Origin of the sequence: Xanthomonas sp. MLO165, from assembly GCF_018831305.1 — a bacterium.
GTDB classification, from domain to species: Bacteria; Pseudomonadota; Gammaproteobacteria; order Xanthomonadales; family Xanthomonadaceae; genus Xanthomonas; species Xanthomonas arboricola.
On sequence record NZ_CP029263.1, the window covers coordinates 1,539,308 to 1,554,620 of the forward strand.

The window sequence follows — 15,313 nt, forward strand, 5'->3', positions numbered from 1 at the left end:
GCGAGCGCACTCAGCAGCCTGAAGCACTCGCGCGCGTAAAACCGCAGGTATCGAGCGGCCTTACTCCTGCCGGCCCGGATCCGCCGAGATCAATCGGGTGACATCCAGCAGCGCCGCCGGCAGATGCATGCCACCGGGCGCGACCAGATAGCGCGGGCGCCAGGTCGGGGCGAACTTCGACTTGAAGCGGCGCAGGCCGCTGAAGCCATAGAAGCGCTCGCCGTGACGTGCGACCAGGCTTGCGAAGCGATTCCAGCGGCCGGCCAGGCGATGCTCGGCCAGGCCCGACAACGGCGCCATGCCCAGCGAGAAGCGCGTATAGCCGTTGGCTTGCCCCCACAGGAACAACTCGATGAACAGGAAATCCATCGTGCCCTTGGGTGCCTGTGCGCTGTGCCGCATCAGGTCCACCGACAACTCGCCGCCGGCCGGCGCCCACCACACATTGGCGAAGGCCACGATTTCGCCTTCCGCCTCGGCCACTGCCACCGGGAAGCGGCGCAGGTAGTCCGCATCGAAGCTGCCCAGCGAGAAGCCTTTTTCTTCGCCGGACTTTTCTTCCAGCCATTGTTCGGACACTTCGGACAGGCGCGGCAGTACCGCGTCCACCTGTTCGGGCTGCAGCATGCGGAAGCTCAGGCCGCCGCGCTTGCCGCGGTTCCAGGCCTGGCGCAGATCGGCGCGGTCGCGGCCTTCCAGGGTGAAGCCTTCCAGCGGCACGATCGCCTCTTCGCCCAGTTTGACCAGGGTCAGGCCCATGTCGAGGTAGGTCTGCCAGTATTTTTCGCCGACCTGGTAGAACACCGGGCGCAGGCCCATATGGTCGGCCTCCTCGCGGAAGCGCCAGATCAGGGCGCGCGCGACCTCCGGCGGGCCGACCGGGTCGCCCATCGAGATCAGCGAGCCACCGTAACGCTGCATCATCACAAAACCGCGGCCCTGCTCGTCGAGCAGGAAGGCCTTGTCGCCGGTCAGCGCCAGGCAGGCTTGGGTGTCGGTGCTGATGGCCAGGATCGGCGCCAGCGTCTGCAGGGTCTGCGCATCGGCGGACGGCATCGGGCGTCGGCCGCCACGCAGCAGGCGCGCCATGCCGAACACGATCACGCCCACGCACAGGATCAGCGCCGCGCGCAGCGCACGCGGTGCATTGGCCGAGGTGGCGAATTCCCACCACAGGTCGTTGCTGTATTCGACGTGGCTGTAGACGAAGAACAGCAGCCAGAACGTGGCCACCAGCACCAGGCCGAGGTTGCTCAGCCAGCGCCACGACCAGGCTTCGTCCAGCAGCGCGCCCTGGCGGTAAAACTCGCGGCGTGCCGCCCAAAGCGCCACTGCGGCCAGTGCCGCCGACAACGACACCGAGATATGGCTGCCGCGCAACAGCGACAGCGGCGGCAGCAGGATGCACACGCCCAGCGCCAGCACCCAGGCCGCATGGCTGCGGCGTTGCAGGCCCTGGCCGATCAGCAGCAGCACCATGCCGCCCAGGCTGACCAGCAGGTGCGAGGTTTCGATCAGCGGCAGCGGCGCCACTTCCTGGCGCGCGCGCGGAGTGGGCAAGGTGCCGTCGATGACCAGCGCGGCGCCCACCGCAAACACCGCCAACGCCAGGATCTGCGGCAACCACGGGCGCAAGGCCTTCCATACCGTGCGTGCGGTGCTGGCGCTGGCACGCACCGGTGCGCCCAGGCCGGAGGCTGCCGCCATCGCCACCGAGATCAGCAGCGGCACGATGTAGTAGGTGACCCGGTAGGCCAGCGCGGCGGCCAGCACCGCGGCGGGGGTGACATGCGGCAGCAGCTTGAGCAGGCTCCACTCGAACACGCCCAGGCCGGCCGGCACCGTGGAGATCAGCCCGGCGACCACCGCCACCAGCCAGATGCCGATAAACCCGAAGTAGCCGGTGCCCGGGTCCGGCGGCAGCAGCACGTAGAACGCAGCGGCGGCCAGGCCCAGCTCGACCACGCTCAGCGCGGTCACGCCCAGGACCGTGGTGCGGTCGGGCAGCCAGAAGCGATGACTGCGGATCCCGAATTCGCGGCCCTGTCTGCCGACCAGCCCCAGCATCGCGACGTAGCCGACCAGCAAGGCGATGCCGGCGATGCGGATGCCTTCTGCGGTGATCGGCAAGGCACGTGCAGCCGCTTCCGGTTCCAGCAGCAGCGCCAGGCCAAGCAACACCCAGGCGCCGAAGACGAAGCCCAGCGTGCTCATCAGCACCACCTGGCCGATCTCGGCCAGGGTCAGCCCGACGCTGCCATAGCCGCGCAGGCGGACCGCGCCGCCGGTCAGTGCGGCAAAGCCCAGCGTCTGCCCCACCGCATGCGCCATGAAGGCGGTGATGCCCACGCGCGCCGGATGCAGCCGCTTGCCGGTGCGCTTGAGCCCGACCCAGTCAAAGCCCACCAGGCAGGCGTAGCTGCTCAAGCCCAGCAACAGGGTGAGCGCGATCTGGCCGGCACCCAGGGCGCGGAAGGCCTGGCGGATCTGCCGATAGCCATGGTCGGTGAATTGCCCCGACAGCGCGTGCAGCGCCATTGCCAGGATTGCCAGGCTGATGATCACCGGCAAGGCGCGGCGCCACCCGCTGGCCGGCGCTTGGGAAGACACGGAGGTATCCGTCATGAGGGAAACGGGATCTGCTGAAGGGGAAGAAGGGCACATGCACGGTGCGTGCCGCGCGGGCGGTTGCTCTGCATGGGACGGTCGGTGTCAAGGTACATGCAGGGTGATCGCACGGATGCCGAATGAGGTGAACGCAGGGTTCGGTCGCGCCGACAGGTGTCGGCTCAGGACGGCCGCGCGCATCATAGGGCATCGCCGCGCCCGCGTGCCGCACGAGACCGACATGGACACGATGACCGTTGCAACACAGACAGGCTGCTGATGGAAGATCAACACAACAGCGGCACTGTGATGCCACCCGGGCCGGCCTGCCCGCCACGCTGGGCCGGGCAGGCCGGCGCAGTCGCCGCCTGCATGGGCCTGGCCTTCATCGCCTTGATCCTGCTGCTGCAATCGCTGCGCGGCGATCTGGACTGGATCGACGCACAGCTGAGCGCGTATCTGCACGGTGCCTACGGCCTGCTGCTGCGCACGGCCTATTGCGTGCTGGCTGCGGCGATGGCGTGGATGGCGCTGGGCCTGCATGCGGCACTTGCACCGCCCGCGCGCAGCCGCGCCGTGGTGGGGCTGTTCTGGGCGGCGGCGGTGGGCCTGTGCATGGTGTCGATCGGCGATAGCTGGATGCCGGAGCTCGCGCCCGACGCGGCCGTGCCGGTGCACCTGCTCTCGGCCGACATGACGTTTCTGTGCGTGATCGCGGCGGTATTGCTGCAGTCCTGGTACTTCCGCCGCGACCGGATGTGGCAACGCCACTTCGCCGCCGCGTTCGGCCTGGGGCTGTGCGCATTTGCGGTGTTGCTGTTCCACGTCACGGTCACCGGCGCGCCGTTGGGCATCAGCCAGAAGAGCGCCATCGTGTTGATCGTGGCCTGGATGGTGCGGGTGGGGGCGTGGTTGGCGCAGCACGTGCGCGCCGGGGCTGCACGTTTGCCGCATTCGCGGGACAATGCCCGGGTCAATCAACCGTAGGAAGTCTGAAAATGCTGCAGCGATTCGATGCGGGTCCGCGGATGTCGGAAATGACCGTCCATGGCGGCGTGTGCTACCTGGCAGGCCAGATTGCCGAAGACACCAGCCAAGACATCACCGGGCAGACCCGCCAGGTGCTGGGCGAAATCGACAAGCTGCTCGCGCAGGCGGCCAGCGACAAGACCAAGATCCTGCGTGCGGAAATCTTCCTGGCCGACATCGCCGATTTCGACGGCATGAACAAGGCCTGGGACGAATGGGTGCCGCACGGCTTCACCCCGGCGCGGGCCACGGTCGAAGCCAGACTGGCGCGGCCGGAATGGAAGGTGGAAATCGTGATCACCGCTGCAGCGAGCTGATCGCAGCGCGGCGCGCGGCTCGATCGCGCGCCGACGTCGCGTCATCTGCGCGCATGCGCTCGGACATGCAGCGCAGCGTTGGTGGACGACAGCGGCGAAGAACCGCTCACACGTTTGCTTGGCAGGACCGCCAGCGCGCTTGTCGGCGCACCCCATGAGTGGAACGCCGACATGTCGCGCTTCACTCACGCGGGCCGCCTCGTCGTTTCGATGCGCGCGCGTGCGTAATCAGCGTTTGACGAAGCGGTAATGCGCCACGCCCCATTCGCGGCCCTGGTCGTAACCGAACAGCTCGGCGCAGGCCAGCCAGAACATCCGCCAGCGCTGCCACCAGCGCTGCGCATCGTCGCCATAGGTCTGCCGCAGTAGCGGCATGATCTGCTCGCGGTGGCGGTCCTGGTTTTCCAGCCAGGCGTTGGCGGTTTTTTCGTAATGCTCGCCCGATAGCACCCAGCGCTGTTCGATGACCACGTCCTGCTGGAAATGCAGCAGGGTATCGGCCGCCGGCATCAGCCCGCCGGTGAAGAAATGCCGTCCCATCCAGTTGTCTTCGCCGGCCACTTCGAACGGGTAGGCCAGGTCGCGGTGGCAGAAGATATGCACGAACAGCTTGCCACCTGGCGCCAGCCAGCTGCCGACGCGCGCCAGCAGCTCGCGGTAGTTGCGCATGTGTTCGAACATCTCCACCGACACCACGCGGTCGAAGTTGCCCGGCGGCAGCGCCAGCGCGTTGACGTCGGCGGTGATGACCTGCACGTTGCTCAATCCGCGCACCCGGCACTGCTCCAGGATGTGCGCGCGCTGCGGACGCGAGTTGGACACCGCGGTGATGGTGGCGCCGGGATAGCGCTCGGCCATCCACAAGGTCAGCGAGCCCCAACCGCAGCCCAGCTCCAGGATGCGTTGGCCATCGGCCAGTTCGGCGCGCTCGCCGTACAGCGCCAGCATGCGTTCTTCGGCCGCATCCAGATCCGGCGTGGTGGCGTCCCAGTAGCAGCTGCTGTACTTGAGCCGGCGGCCCAGGCACAGGGTGAAGAACTGCGGCGGCAATTCGTAGTGCTGGCGATTGGCGGCATCGGTTTCGATCGCGATGGCGCTGGCACGCAGGCTGTCGATGAAGGCGCGTTGGCGTTCGCCGCTGGCGTCGGCACCGCCGGTACGCTCATCGCGCAGACGTTGCGCACACAGCCGGCGGATGCCGTAACGCAGTGCGGCGTCGGGGAGCACGCCGGATTCGGCCAGCCGGGTGGCGAAGGATTCTTCGGGCAGCGAGGAGGGCGGGATGGTGACAGTGGACATACGACTCTCCAGGCGACTCAGGACGAAGGGGGAAGTGGGAAAAACGCGCTGGTGCTGCGCTGGTATTGCGCGTAGTCCTCACCACGCGAGCGCAGCGCCTGCTGCTCGGTGTAGGGAATGCCGGTAAAGCGATACAGGAATACGAACATCACCACCGGCCCCAGCGCAGCCAGGGCAAGCGGCCACGGCCCGGCACCGACGGCCAGCGCCAGATAGGCGAACCAGTGCACGAACTCGAAGAAGTAATTGGGATGGCGCGAATACCGCCACAATCCGCTGCGGCAGGTGACGCCGCGATTGGCCGGGTTGGCCTTGTGCGCAGACAGTTGCCGGTCGGCCAGGGCTTCGCCACCGACCGCGATCAACCACACCGCAATCGCCAGCGTGCTCCATACGCTCCAGGCCGGAGTCGGGTTGCTGGCAGCGGCCAGAAACGGCACACAGAACAGCACCACGACCACCGCCTGCGCCAGGAAGAAGCCCAGGAATTTGCGTTGGTCGCCGTTCCAGTGCTCGCGCAGGGCGCGATAACGGCCATCTTCGTGCGGGTCGCCGAACACGCGCACGCCCAGATGCAACGCCAGGCGCGCGCCCCAGACACCGCCGAGCACGCCGACCAGCACGCGCGGCAGCAGCGCGCCATCGGACATCCACGCGCAATACGGCGCCGCCACCGCCAGGCACGCGGCCCACAGCACGTCGACCGGGCCGGCATTGCCGCTGCGGCGTTGCCACAGCCAGCCGATCACCATCACCACGCTCGCAAACACGCCCACATGCAGCAGCGGCCAGGCATTCATTGCAGTTCTCCCCTCAGGTGTTCAGGCGATGGTCGCGCGAGGCGGCGTGCATACAGCGACAACAGACCGCAGGCCACGCCCCAGCCGATGCCGACCGCGACCGCCGCATGCAGCTGCGGCGGCTGGAATTGCACCGCCTGCCAGCTGCGTTGCGCCAACCAGTACGAAAACGGCCCGAAGATCGCGCCCAGCAGCACCGCCAGCCACGGCCGCTGCATCACCGACGCCAGCGAATGATTGAGCGTGAGCGCAAAGCCCAGCCACAACGCCAGGATCCAGGCCGGCGCCAGCGAGGTGCCCGGCCACGGCGCGGCATAACGCACCCAGCCTGCGGCGGCCAGCGTGGTGTCCAGCAGCAAGCCCAGCGACAGCGCGGCGACCAGCAATTGCAGATCGCCCGGCGCACGCCGCGACGGCCATAGCTGATACAGCGCGAACAGCGCCAGCACCAGCAGGGTGGGCCAGACACGCGCCTGCGCGGCCGCGCTGACGGCCACCAGCCACAGCACCTGCAGGCCCAGATAGTTGCCGAGCTGCTTCATGCGTCAACGGGAAGGCCGGGCACGAACTGCGGCGGGCGTGCGCCCGGCTTGCTCAGCCATAGATGTACATCGCCGATCGAGCGCTCCAGGAAGCCGGCTTCGCAATAGGCCAGATAGAACTCCCACATGCGGATGAAGCGCTCGTCATAGCCGAGCGCGCGCACCTGTGGCAGCTGCGCCATGAAGCGCTGCCGCCAGGCGCGCAGCGTCAACGCATAGCTCGGCCCGATGTCTTCCAGGTTGAACAGGCGCAGGTCGCTGGCGCGTGCGATCGCGCCGGTCATCGCCGCCACCGACGGAATGAAGCTGCCGGGGAAGATGTGCCGCTTGATGAAGTCCACCGAGCGCAACGCCTGCGCATAGCGATGGTCTTCGATGGTGATGGCCTGGATCAGCGCCTCGCCATCGTCGGCCAGCAGGCTGCCGACCTTGGCGAAGTAGGTGTCCAGATACTGATGGCCGATCGCCTCGATCATCTCGATCGACACCACCCGGTCGTAGCGCCCGTCCAGATCGCGGTAGTCGCGCAGCAACACGCTGACCCGGTCGCTCAGGCCGGCCGCGGCGATGCGCTGGGTCGCCAGCTCGAACTGCTCGCGCGAGATGGTGGTGGTGGTGACGCGGCAGCCATGCTCGCGTGCGGCGTGCAGCGCAAAGCCGCCCCAGCCGGTGCCGATTTCCACCACATGGTGTTGCGGGCCGAGCCGCAGCTTCTGGCAGATGCGTTCGAGCTTGCGTGTGGCTGCGCGCTCCAGTGCGGCCTCGCCCTGGGCTTCTTCGCCCTCGACGAAGATCGCCGAGGAATACATCAGGTTCTCGTCCAGGAACAGGCGGAACAACGGGTTGCCCAGATCGTAGTGCGCGGCGATGTTGCGCCGGCTGCCGCTGCGGGTATTGCGTGCGAATGCATGCAGGCTGCGCATCGCCCAGCCGCCCAGTCGCGCGGTACCGGTCTCCATCGCATCCAGGCGCTCGCGATTGCGCAGCAGCAGGCGCATCAACGCGACCAGATCATCGCACTGCCATTGCCCGTCCATGTACGACTCGCCGGCACCGACGCTGCCGTTGAGCGCGGCCTGGCGATAGAAGCCGGGGTCGATGACGCGCAACTGCATCTGCAGCGCATCCGCACCACTGGCGTTGCCGAGGGTGGTGACGCCATCGGCTTCGTGCAGCTGCAGCTGTCCATCGCGCAGCTCGCCGAGCGTGGCCAGCAGGCGCTTGCGCAACAGGCGGTCCGTCCAGGAGGCCGCGCGCGGCGCAGCGGTGTCGGGCAGGGACGTGGCGTTCATCGGGGTTCTCGCACAGGCGGATGAGGGTGATCGTGGACGGGGTTGCCGCGCAGCCACAGGCGCAGGGCCTGCCAGTGGATGGCCAGCACCACCTGCACGGTCATCAAGGGGTAGGCCAGCAGCGTGCGCGCCAGGGTGCGTGCGTTGAGCGGCTGGCGTTGCAGAACCAAGGTGGCATCGAAGCGGCGCGTGCCGCGCTCGCTGCCCGCGCCATCGGCGTCAGGATGAGTGGCCGGCGTATCGCCGCCGGGTGCATCCAGCACCTGCATATGCACGCGCAATTGCGCATCCGGCACGCTGAAACGCCAGTCGTACTGATGCTGCATGCCCATGAACGGCGAGACGTGAAAGCGCTTGTCGAAGCGCCAGGCATGCACGTCGCGATGCGTGCGCGCCTGCGCGACTGGCAGCACGTAGGTGTGGCGCTGCTGCCAGGGCGTATTGGTGATTTCTGCAACGATCCAGCGCAGGCCACCGTGGCGATCGAAGCAGTAGTAGAAGCTGACCGGATTGAACACATGGCCGAAGTAGCGCAGATGCGTGAGCAGACGGATCGCGCCATCGGGGCGCTCGCCGGTCTGGGTCTGCACGCAATCGCGCACGGCCTGGTCCAGCGGAACCTGTGGGTCGCCGAGATAATCGCTGCGCCGGAACTGCGCCAGGTTGGCGCGTCCCACCGACCACAGCCAACGCCGCGCAAACACCGCATCGAGCTCGGACAGATCCAGGTACATCAGGAACAGCCGGTAGCGGAACGCCAGCGCCCTGGGCGCGAACCGACGGTGCCGCACCCAGCCAGTGTAGATCGCGCTGCGCAGTGTGCCGGCCACGCTGCCGGCACCGCTGTCCTCGCCCGGAGGCAGCGGTACCGCATCGGGGCTGGCTTCGCGCAGCAGCTGCATCACCAGTCCACTCCCAGGCCACGGGCCACGTCCACGCCGCTGCGCAGGCCGTCCTCATGGAAGCCGAAGCCCCATGCCGCGCCGGCAAACCAGGTGTGCTGCAGGCCCTGGATCTCGGCCTTGCGCGTCTGCGCGGCGAGCGCGGCGGCGTTCTGCACCGGGTGGCGGTAGCGCATGCGCCGCAGCACCTTGTCCGGGGCGATGTCGTGGTCGCGATTGAGACTGACGATGAACGGCTGCGGCGCTTTGATCGACTGCAGCGCGTTCATCCAGTAACTGACCGTGCACGGCGCCTGCGGGTCGGCCGGCACATGCGCATTCCACGCTGCCCAGGCGCGGCGGTCGCGCGGCAGCACGCTGGCGTCGGTGTGCAGGACGGTGTCGTTGTCCTGGTAGGTGATGCCGCCCAGGATCTGCTGCTCGGCCGCTGTGGCATCGCTGAGCAAGGCCAGGGCATCGTCGGCATGGCAGGCCAGCACCACGTTGTCGAAGTGCTCCTCGCCACGCAGGGAGCTGAGCACCACACCGTTGGGCGCGCGCCGGATCGCATGCACCGGCGTGGACAGGCGCTCGAGCACCTGCCAGCGCCGACGCAGCGCACGCACGTAGCTGTTGGAGCCGCAGCGCACCACCTGCCATTGCGGACGCCCGCTGAGCTGCAGCATGTGGTGATTGGCCATGAAGCCGATCAGCTGGCCCATCGGGAATTCGAGGATGCGTTGCGAGGGCGATGACCACAACGCCGAGGCCATCGGCACCAGATGCTGGTCGCGAAACGCGTCCGAGTACCCATTCCGCTGCAGATACGCGCCCAGCGTGCTGAAGCGCTCCTCGCTGTGCAGCACCGCCGGTGCCTGCCGGTAGAAGCGGCGCAGGTCGGCCAGCATGCCCCAGAAGCGCGGGCTGAGCAGGTTGCTGCGCTGGCAGAACAGCCCGCCCAGGCTGCCGGCGTTGTATTCGAGCCCGCTGCGCGCATCGTGCACCGAGAAGCTCATCGTGGTCGGCTGCGCGGCCACGTCCAGCTCGGCGAACATGCGCGTGAGCAGCGGATAGTGCTGCGGGTTGAACACGATGAAGCCGCTGTCCACCGCATAGCGCTGGCCGTCCAGCTGGATGTCGTGGGTATGCGTATGCCCGCCCAGATAATCGGCGGCCTCGAACAAGGTGACCTCGTAGCGGCGCGACAACAGCCACGCTGCGCCCAGGCCGGCGATCCCGCTGCCGACCACGGCAATCCTGCCCTCGCTCATCGGCTCACCCGCTCGGCACGCTGGGTGAGCGATTTCGGCATCGGCTTGAGGTCCCACACCAGGCCCACCCACGACATCGCGGTGAGCCCGTACCAGGTGACGTCGTACTCCCACCAGCGCAGGCCCTGGCGCGCCGAGCCGGGAAAGAAGTGGTGGTTGTTGTGCCAGCCTTCGCCGAAGGTGAGCAGTGCCAGCAGCCAGTTGTTGCGGCTGTCGTCGCGGGTGTCGAAGCGCCGGCTGCCGAAGCGGTGCGCCAGCGAATTGATGGTGAAGGTGGCATGGAACAAGGCCACGGTGGAGATCACAAAGCCCCACACCAGCAGCTGCGCACCGTTGGTCTTCAACGCGGGCGCGGCAACCGCCAGCCAGTCGCCGAGCAGGTACAGCCCGATCGCCAGCAGCACCGGCATCACGATGTCGAAGCGGTCCAAAAAGCGCAGCTCGGCAAAGCGACGCAGGTCGGGGATGACCTCCCAATCGGTGCGGAAGTTGCGCGGGGTCAGGAACCAGCCGGTGTGGCTCCACCAGAAGCCGTGCTGCGCCGGCGAATGCGGATCGCGGCCGGTGTCGGTATGGCGGTGATGGTTGCGATGATGCGCGGCCCACCACAGCGGCCCGCGCTGCACGCAGGTGGCGCCGATGGCCGCGAACAGGAACTGCAGCACGCGCGAGGTCTTGAACGCGCGGTGCGAGAAATAACGGTGATAGAACCCGGTCAGCGCGAACATGCGTAGCGCGTACAAGGCCACCGCCATGCCGACCGCGAACCAGGACGCACCGACCCAGAACACCGCCAGGCAGGCCAGGTGCAGCGCGATGAAGGGCAGGGCGCGCAGCCAGTCGATGCGGTCTGCGCGTGCTTCGTCCAGCGGCTCGTCGGTTTGCGAATCCACCCAACGACGCAGGCTGCCGGTGCGTGCTGCGAGCCACCCGCGACGGCGGGTGTCGGCAGGCTGCGGCGGCGCGGCATGTGGGTCAAAGCCAGTACTCGGCACGCGTGGTTCTCCGTGTGTAGTCGTGACCCTTTACGGACGCCGCCGGCAAACAGATGCACCAGCCCGTTTGATCGTCGCATGCGTGCGCGCGCTTGGCGTGCCGGTGCGAACGAATCGCGCAATTGCGCACACATTCAACGGCGCACGCCAGGGTTGAGGCGGATGAGGCTGTTGCTCGGAAGCCGCCTGCGACGTGGTCGCAGGCGGCGTCAGGCGCGCCGGATCAGGGCGCCATTGCCAGTGTGCTGATGCCGCCCTTGGCCACCACGGTCCCGGTGGCAATGCCGCCCGGTGCGCCGCCTGGCGGCTCCAGCGTGACGGCCAGGATGGCCTCGTTGCTGAGCATGGGCATCAGCTGGTCGGGAATCTGCGCGCGGCGTGCACGCTGGTCGTCGAAGGTACCCATCGAATGCGCCTTGCCGTCCGGGGTGATCAGCCACAGCTCGGGCACCTTGTCGGCGGTGGCGGTGCGGTCCAGCGGCGTCACCGTGATGGTGTGCTTGTCGGCATCCATCAAGGCGACATAGCCCGGGCGGCCGTCTTCGGTGGCCAGCGTGGAGGTCATCGCGATACCGGTCGCCGGCGCGGTGGTGGTTGCAGGCGGCGTGACCGGTGTCTGTACCACCGGGCCGGTGCCCGGCGGCGGCTGCACCGCTGCCGGCGGCGTGCGCAGGTTCAGCAGCGCCAGCACGCACACAGCGGCAGTGGCCAGGCCAGCGGCGCTTGCCCAGCGCCAGAACCGCACGCTGTTCCACACCGCTGGCTTTGGCGTGCCTATCAGCGGCGTTGCCGATGGCGCGGAGGCCACCGCATGCAACGGCGTATCGAAGCCCAGCGTCTGGCGGATGCGTGCCCAGACCTGGCCGGGCGGCGTCACTGCGGCGATCTCGTCCAGCAACGGCGCCAGATGTTCCTGCCACTGCGTCACCGCCTGGGCGAACTGGCCGTCGGTGGCGACGCGTTGTTCGGCAGCCAGGCGCTGGTCGGCACTGAGCAGGCCCAGCACGTATTCGCCTGCCAGCACGTCGCGCGGCGGTTCCTGGTCAATGGGAAAGGGCGTGCTCATCGTTCCAGACATGCCTTGAGTTTGGCCAGGCCGCGGCGGATCCAGCTCTTGACCGTGCCGATCGGTGTGTCGGTGCGCGCGGCGAGTTCTTCGTAGGTGATGCCATCGAAGAACGCGGTGCGGATCAATTCGCTGCGCGGCGGCTCCAGCTCGGCCAGGCAATGGTCGATGCGGCGACGCGTGCTGGCGCGCTCGGTGCGCTCCAGCGGCGAGGCATCGCCAGCGCGCAGTTCGCCGGCATCGTCCAGCGCCACGTTGCGGCGTTGCGGTGCATTGGCGCGCAGATGGTCGATGGCCTTGTTGCGCGCAATCATCGCCAGCCAGGTGAGCCCGCGTGCACGGGCGGGATCGAACTGCCCGGCCTTGTGCCAGATCAGCGTGAACACGTCCTGCAGCACCTCTTCGGCTTCGGCACGTTGCGGGATCATGCGCAGGCAGACCCCGAACAGTTTCGGCGAGGTCTGCCGGTACAGCGCTTCGAAGGCATGCCGGTCGCCGCCCGCGGTTGCGGTCAGCAGTCGTCCGGTTTCATCGTCGTCGTGGCCAGGGATGGCACTCATGCGGTCGGGCGTTGTCTGAGGTGGGAGCGATGCTACCGGACTGTGCTGACGCTGTCCTTCACTTGCGCTGAAACCACAGCAGCACTGCCGCGAGCAGCAGCAGGATCTCGACGCCTGCCAATGCCACCGTGGGTGCGGAGACCGGCCACAGGCGCGCCAGCGAGACGCTGCGGAACAGCACGATCGGCACGTAGAACGCGAGTGCGACCAGCAGGCCGGTGCGCGGTTGATCGATCCAGGCGAAGTAGCCGAACAGGAACGCCATGCCCAGCTGCAGGCCGCCATAGATGACCAGGTATTCCGATTGCCCGGCCGGCGAGAGCTGGGTGTAACCCACGGCATTGGCGGTCTTGGCCGGCGAGAGCGTGCACCAGATTGCCAGGACGACGTAGAGCACTGCGTTGATCCAGAGGTAGGCCTTGGCCATGGCGATGGTCCTGTATGGGGAAGAAGTGACCGGGCCGTTGTACGCAACCGCGTGTGGTCGAACGTGAAGATGGCAGGTGTCTGGTTCACGGGGCGCTGCAGCTCTTGGCCAGCGGCTGCTCGCGCGCCTGGCGCAGTTCATCGGCGCCGACGGCACGCGCAGCGGTGTCCGGAAAAACGATGCGTACGTGCGGATAGCGGCCACGCGCGTCGCGCAGGTTGCCCACGCCACGGAACTGCAGCAGGCGCTTGTCGGCGATGGAATAACGCACTTCGAGCGAGGGCACCGCCGCGCCGTACCAGACATCCAGGCTCAAGCGAAACCGCCGCTCGCCGCCGGTATCGCCGATACGCTCGACACGAAACGCCAACTGGCGTTGCAGGCTGGGCAGCACGAAGTCCACGCGTTGCGGCGCGCTGGCGAGCGCCTCCCAGTTGTTGCGCAGGTAGGCATCGAAGCCGGCATCGATCACGCGTGGGCCGTCGTCGGCCGGCAGTGGCGTGCGCTGCTCGGCCTTGCCGGGCTCCTGCTGGAACATCTCGCGCACGCCGTTGCGTTGCCGCACGCCCTGGCGATAGCCGTCGCGGCCGTCGATCAGGCTGAAGTCGGGCGAGCTGCCGCCGCCATCGACCTGCTTGCGCGCGAACGGGCGCCCATCCGGGCAGCGATACAGCACCACGCGTCCGCCATCGTCGAGCAGCCAGTGCGACTCGCGATAGCGCAACGCGCCGCTGTCGCCATCGAAGGCATCGCCATCCACGCGGGTGACCGCAGCCGCACTCAGAGGCAGGCCGCCCAGCACCAGCAGCAGCAACGGCGGAATCGGCCGGCAGACGGTGGCGAGCGCGGCAACGGCGGCGGCGAATGGGCGCATCGGCGGATTCCTCGATGGGAGTGCCTACCAATACGAGCGCATCCGCGGCACGGATGCGCCGGACGCGTCAGGACGTTCCTGACAAACAGGGCGTCGTTGGCGGCCGGTGCCGTTGGTCAGGGATCGCGTCGCGGTGAGATGCGCGCAACGCTGGCAGGCGTTGCGTTTGACGCGGCATGCCGCCTCGCCAGCCGCTCAGCTGCCTGGGTGCAGCGCGATGCAGTCCACCGGGCAGGCCGGCAGGCACAGCTCGCAACCGGTGCACAGCGCGGCGATCACCGTATGCATGTGCTTGGCGCCGCCGACGATGGCGTCCACCGGGCAGGCCTGGATGCATTTGGTGCAGCCGATGCAGTCGGCCTCCACGATCCAGGCCACCTGCGGCGGCGTGTGGCTGCCACGGCTGCGGTCGTACGGGCGTGCAGGACGCTGCAGCACGTGCGCCAACGCGCGTGCCCCGGCGTCGCCGCCGGGCGGGCAGTGATCGACATCGGCCTGGCCGTTGGCCATGGCGTGCGCATACGGGCGACAGCCGTCGTAGCCGCACTGGCCGCACTGGGTCTGCGGCAGCAGGCGGTCGAGGCGTTCGACCAGATCGGGCGATGAGGCGGGCGTTGCGATGTGCATGTCAGTGCAGCAGGTTGCCGCGATACCAGCGCTGCTGCGCCAGCGCCAGCATCGGCTTGTCCTCGCGGCTGTCGCCGTAGGCATGCACGCATGCGTAGTGCGACAGGTCGTAGCGCAGGCGGATCTGCGCAGCCTTGTGCGGGCCGCAATCGCCGTCTGCATAGCGCCCGCTCAGCACGCCGGCGTGGTGTTCCAGCTTGTTGCAGATCAACGACAGGCCATGCTGGGCGCACCACGGCTGCAGATACAGGTCCAGCGATGCCGACACCAGCACGACTTCATGCCCCTGTGCTTGATGCCAGTCGATACGTCGCATCATCTCGGCGCGCACCATCCCGGGCAATGCGTTGCGTGCATGGTCAGCCCCAAGGGCGGCCATCTCATCCAGCGAGCGACCACTGAAGACCAGGCGCGTGACGCGCGCGCGCAATGCGTGTGCGGAGACCAGCCCGACCCGATAGCCGAACACCCACGGACCGGCCTGCCACTTCGCCGTCGCCAGCTGCGCAGGCGTCGCCACCTTGCGCAGGAAGCGCGCATAGCTGTCGCAGGTGGTGATGGTGTGGTCGAAGTCGAACAAGGCCAGGTGCATGGGGGCGGGGATTGGGGAGTCGGGAGTGGGGATTGGTTGGAAGCGTGGTGTCTGTTCCTTCTCCTTTCGGGAGAAGGTGCCCCGCAGGGGTGGATGAGCGGTCGGGCCAGGCACGCGTGTCAGGTCTTCCTCAA

The 15,313-nt window shown here is 67.9% G+C and carries 16 protein-coding genes; 2 read left to right on the forward strand and 14 right to left on the reverse strand.

The features are described 5' to 3' along the window. Positions 1–60: 60 nt before the first annotated feature. Entirely contained in the window at positions 61–2,625 is a 2,565-nt protein-coding gene (gene mprF / locus DGN21_RS06665; protein ID WP_104627628.1) for a bifunctional lysylphosphatidylglycerol flippase/synthetase MprF, read from the reverse strand. Positions 2,626–2,886: 261 nt separating this feature from the next. Here mprF and DGN21_RS06670 point away from each other — a divergent pair, with 261 nt between their 5' ends. Together DGN21_RS06670 and DGN21_RS06675 are read left to right on the forward strand one after the other, a co-directional pair. After that, positions 2,887–3,594, forward strand: coding sequence for a DUF998 domain-containing protein (locus DGN21_RS06670; RefSeq protein WP_184551577.1), 708 nt, complete (start codon positions 2,887–2,889; stop codon positions 3,592–3,594). Between the two features lie 11 nt (positions 3,595–3,605). Next, positions 3,606–3,953: a RidA family protein gene (locus DGN21_RS06675; protein ID WP_016903508.1), complete on the forward strand. Its 348-nt coding sequence runs from the start codon at positions 3,606–3,608 to the stop codon at positions 3,951–3,953. A gap of 228 nt (positions 3,954–4,181) precedes the next feature. Here DGN21_RS06675 and DGN21_RS06680 read toward each other — a convergent pair whose 3' ends face one another. The 13 genes from DGN21_RS06680 to DGN21_RS06740 form a co-directional block, all read right to left on the reverse strand. Beyond that, positions 4,182–5,252: a cyclopropane-fatty-acyl-phospholipid synthase family protein gene (locus DGN21_RS06680; RefSeq protein ID WP_039511565.1), complete on the reverse strand. Its 1,071-nt coding sequence runs from the start codon at positions 5,250–5,252 to the stop codon at positions 4,182–4,184. Between the two features lie 17 nt (positions 5,253–5,269). Continuing rightward, a complete protein-coding gene (locus DGN21_RS06685) occupies positions 5,270–6,052 on the reverse strand; it encodes a DUF1295 domain-containing protein (RefSeq protein ID WP_024940522.1) in 783 nt (260 codons plus the stop codon). Next, complete coding sequence (locus tag DGN21_RS06690) at positions 6,049–6,594, reverse strand: DUF2878 domain-containing protein (protein ID WP_065049683.1); 546 nt, start codon at positions 6,592–6,594, stop codon at positions 6,049–6,051. Before DGN21_RS06690 ends, DGN21_RS06685 begins: the two co-directional genes overlap by 4 nt. Beyond that, positions 6,591–7,886 (reverse strand): cyclopropane-fatty-acyl-phospholipid synthase family protein, encoded by a 1,296-nt coding sequence (locus tag DGN21_RS06695; protein ID WP_039514269.1) that lies wholly within the window; start codon positions 7,884–7,886, stop codon positions 6,591–6,593. Before DGN21_RS06695 ends, DGN21_RS06690 begins: the two co-directional genes overlap by 4 nt. Then, positions 7,883–8,788 carry a DUF1365 domain-containing protein gene (locus tag DGN21_RS06700; protein ID WP_184551578.1) on the reverse strand — a complete coding sequence of 302 codons (906 nt, stop codon included), beginning with the start codon at positions 8,786–8,788 and terminating at the stop codon, positions 7,883–7,885. Before DGN21_RS06700 ends, DGN21_RS06695 begins: the two co-directional genes overlap by 4 nt. Then, entirely contained in the window at positions 8,788–10,038 is a 1,251-nt protein-coding gene (locus DGN21_RS06705) for an FAD-dependent oxidoreductase (RefSeq protein ID WP_184551579.1), read from the reverse strand. The genes DGN21_RS06700 and DGN21_RS06705 overlap by 1 nt, the downstream gene beginning before the upstream one ends. Then, positions 10,035–11,033, reverse strand: a complete 999-nt coding sequence (locus tag DGN21_RS06710; protein WP_024940527.1) for a fatty acid desaturase — start codon at positions 11,031–11,033, stop codon at positions 10,035–10,037. The genes DGN21_RS06705 and DGN21_RS06710 overlap by 4 nt, the downstream gene beginning before the upstream one ends. A 223-nt stretch (positions 11,034–11,256) precedes the next feature. Next, positions 11,257–12,099, reverse strand: a complete 843-nt coding sequence (locus tag DGN21_RS06715; RefSeq protein ID WP_184551580.1) for an anti-sigma factor — start codon at positions 12,097–12,099, stop codon at positions 11,257–11,259. Next, positions 12,096–12,659 (reverse strand): sigma-70 family RNA polymerase sigma factor, encoded by a 564-nt coding sequence (locus DGN21_RS06720; protein WP_024940529.1) that lies wholly within the window; start codon positions 12,657–12,659, stop codon positions 12,096–12,098. Before DGN21_RS06720 ends, DGN21_RS06715 begins: the two co-directional genes overlap by 4 nt. 58 nt (positions 12,660–12,717) lie before the next feature. Next, entirely contained in the window at positions 12,718–13,086 is a 369-nt protein-coding gene (locus DGN21_RS06725) for a DUF4345 family protein (RefSeq protein ID WP_024940530.1), read from the reverse strand. Positions 13,087–13,171: 85 nt separating this feature from the next. Continuing rightward, positions 13,172–13,960 carry a hypothetical protein gene (locus tag DGN21_RS06730; RefSeq protein WP_184551581.1) on the reverse strand — a complete coding sequence of 263 codons (789 nt, stop codon included), beginning with the start codon at positions 13,958–13,960 and terminating at the stop codon, positions 13,172–13,174. A gap of 195 nt (positions 13,961–14,155) precedes the next feature. Further along, positions 14,156–14,587 (reverse strand): Rnf electron transport complex subunit RnfB, encoded by a 432-nt coding sequence (gene rnfB / locus DGN21_RS06735; protein WP_049818222.1) that lies wholly within the window; start codon positions 14,585–14,587, stop codon positions 14,156–14,158. A 1-nt stretch (position 14,588) separates the two neighbouring features. Further along, on the reverse strand, positions 14,589–15,179 hold the full coding sequence (locus tag DGN21_RS06740; protein ID WP_184551582.1) for an HAD family hydrolase: 591 nt from the start codon (positions 15,177–15,179) through the stop codon (positions 14,589–14,591). Positions 15,180–15,313: the final 134 nt, after the last annotated feature.

Coding starts and splice junctions, on each gene's coding strand:
- mprF (WP_104627628.1), bottom strand. CDS start 2,625: ATGACGGATACCTCCGTGTCTTCCCAAGCGCCGGCCAGCGGGTGGCGC.
- DGN21_RS06670 (WP_184551577.1), top strand. CDS start 2,887: ATGGAAGATCAACACAACAGCGGCACTGTGATGCCACCCGGGCCGGCC.
- DGN21_RS06675 (WP_016903508.1), top strand. CDS start 3,606: ATGCTGCAGCGATTCGATGCGGGTCCGCGGATGTCGGAAATGACCGTC.
- DGN21_RS06680 (WP_039511565.1), bottom strand. CDS start 5,252: ATGTCCACTGTCACCATCCCGCCCTCCTCGCTGCCCGAAGAATCCTTC.
- DGN21_RS06685 (WP_024940522.1), bottom strand. CDS start 6,052: ATGAATGCCTGGCCGCTGCTGCATGTGGGCGTGTTTGCGAGCGTGGTG.
- DGN21_RS06690 (WP_065049683.1), bottom strand. CDS start 6,594: ATGAAGCAGCTCGGCAACTATCTGGGCCTGCAGGTGCTGTGGCTGGTG.
- DGN21_RS06695 (WP_039514269.1), bottom strand. CDS start 7,886: ATGAACGCCACGTCCCTGCCCGACACCGCTGCGCCGCGCGCGGCCTCC.
- DGN21_RS06700 (WP_184551578.1), bottom strand. CDS start 8,788: ATGCAGCTGCTGCGCGAAGCCAGCCCCGATGCGGTACCGCTGCCTCCG.
- DGN21_RS06705 (WP_184551579.1), bottom strand. CDS start 10,038: ATGAGCGAGGGCAGGATTGCCGTGGTCGGCAGCGGGATCGCCGGCCTG.
- DGN21_RS06715 (WP_184551580.1), bottom strand. CDS start 12,099: ATGAGCACGCCCTTTCCCATTGACCAGGAACCGCCGCGCGACGTGCTG.
- DGN21_RS06720 (WP_024940529.1), bottom strand. CDS start 12,659: ATGAGTGCCATCCCTGGCCACGACGACGATGAAACCGGACGACTGCTG.
- DGN21_RS06725 (WP_024940530.1), bottom strand. CDS start 13,086: ATGGCCAAGGCCTACCTCTGGATCAACGCAGTGCTCTACGTCGTCCTG.
- DGN21_RS06730 (WP_184551581.1), bottom strand. CDS start 13,960: ATGCGCCCATTCGCCGCCGCCGTTGCCGCGCTCGCCACCGTCTGCCGG.
- rnfB (WP_049818222.1), bottom strand. CDS start 14,587: ATGCACATCGCAACGCCCGCCTCATCGCCCGATCTGGTCGAACGCCTC.
- DGN21_RS06740 (WP_184551582.1), bottom strand. CDS start 15,179: ATGCACCTGGCCTTGTTCGACTTCGACCACACCATCACCACCTGCGAC.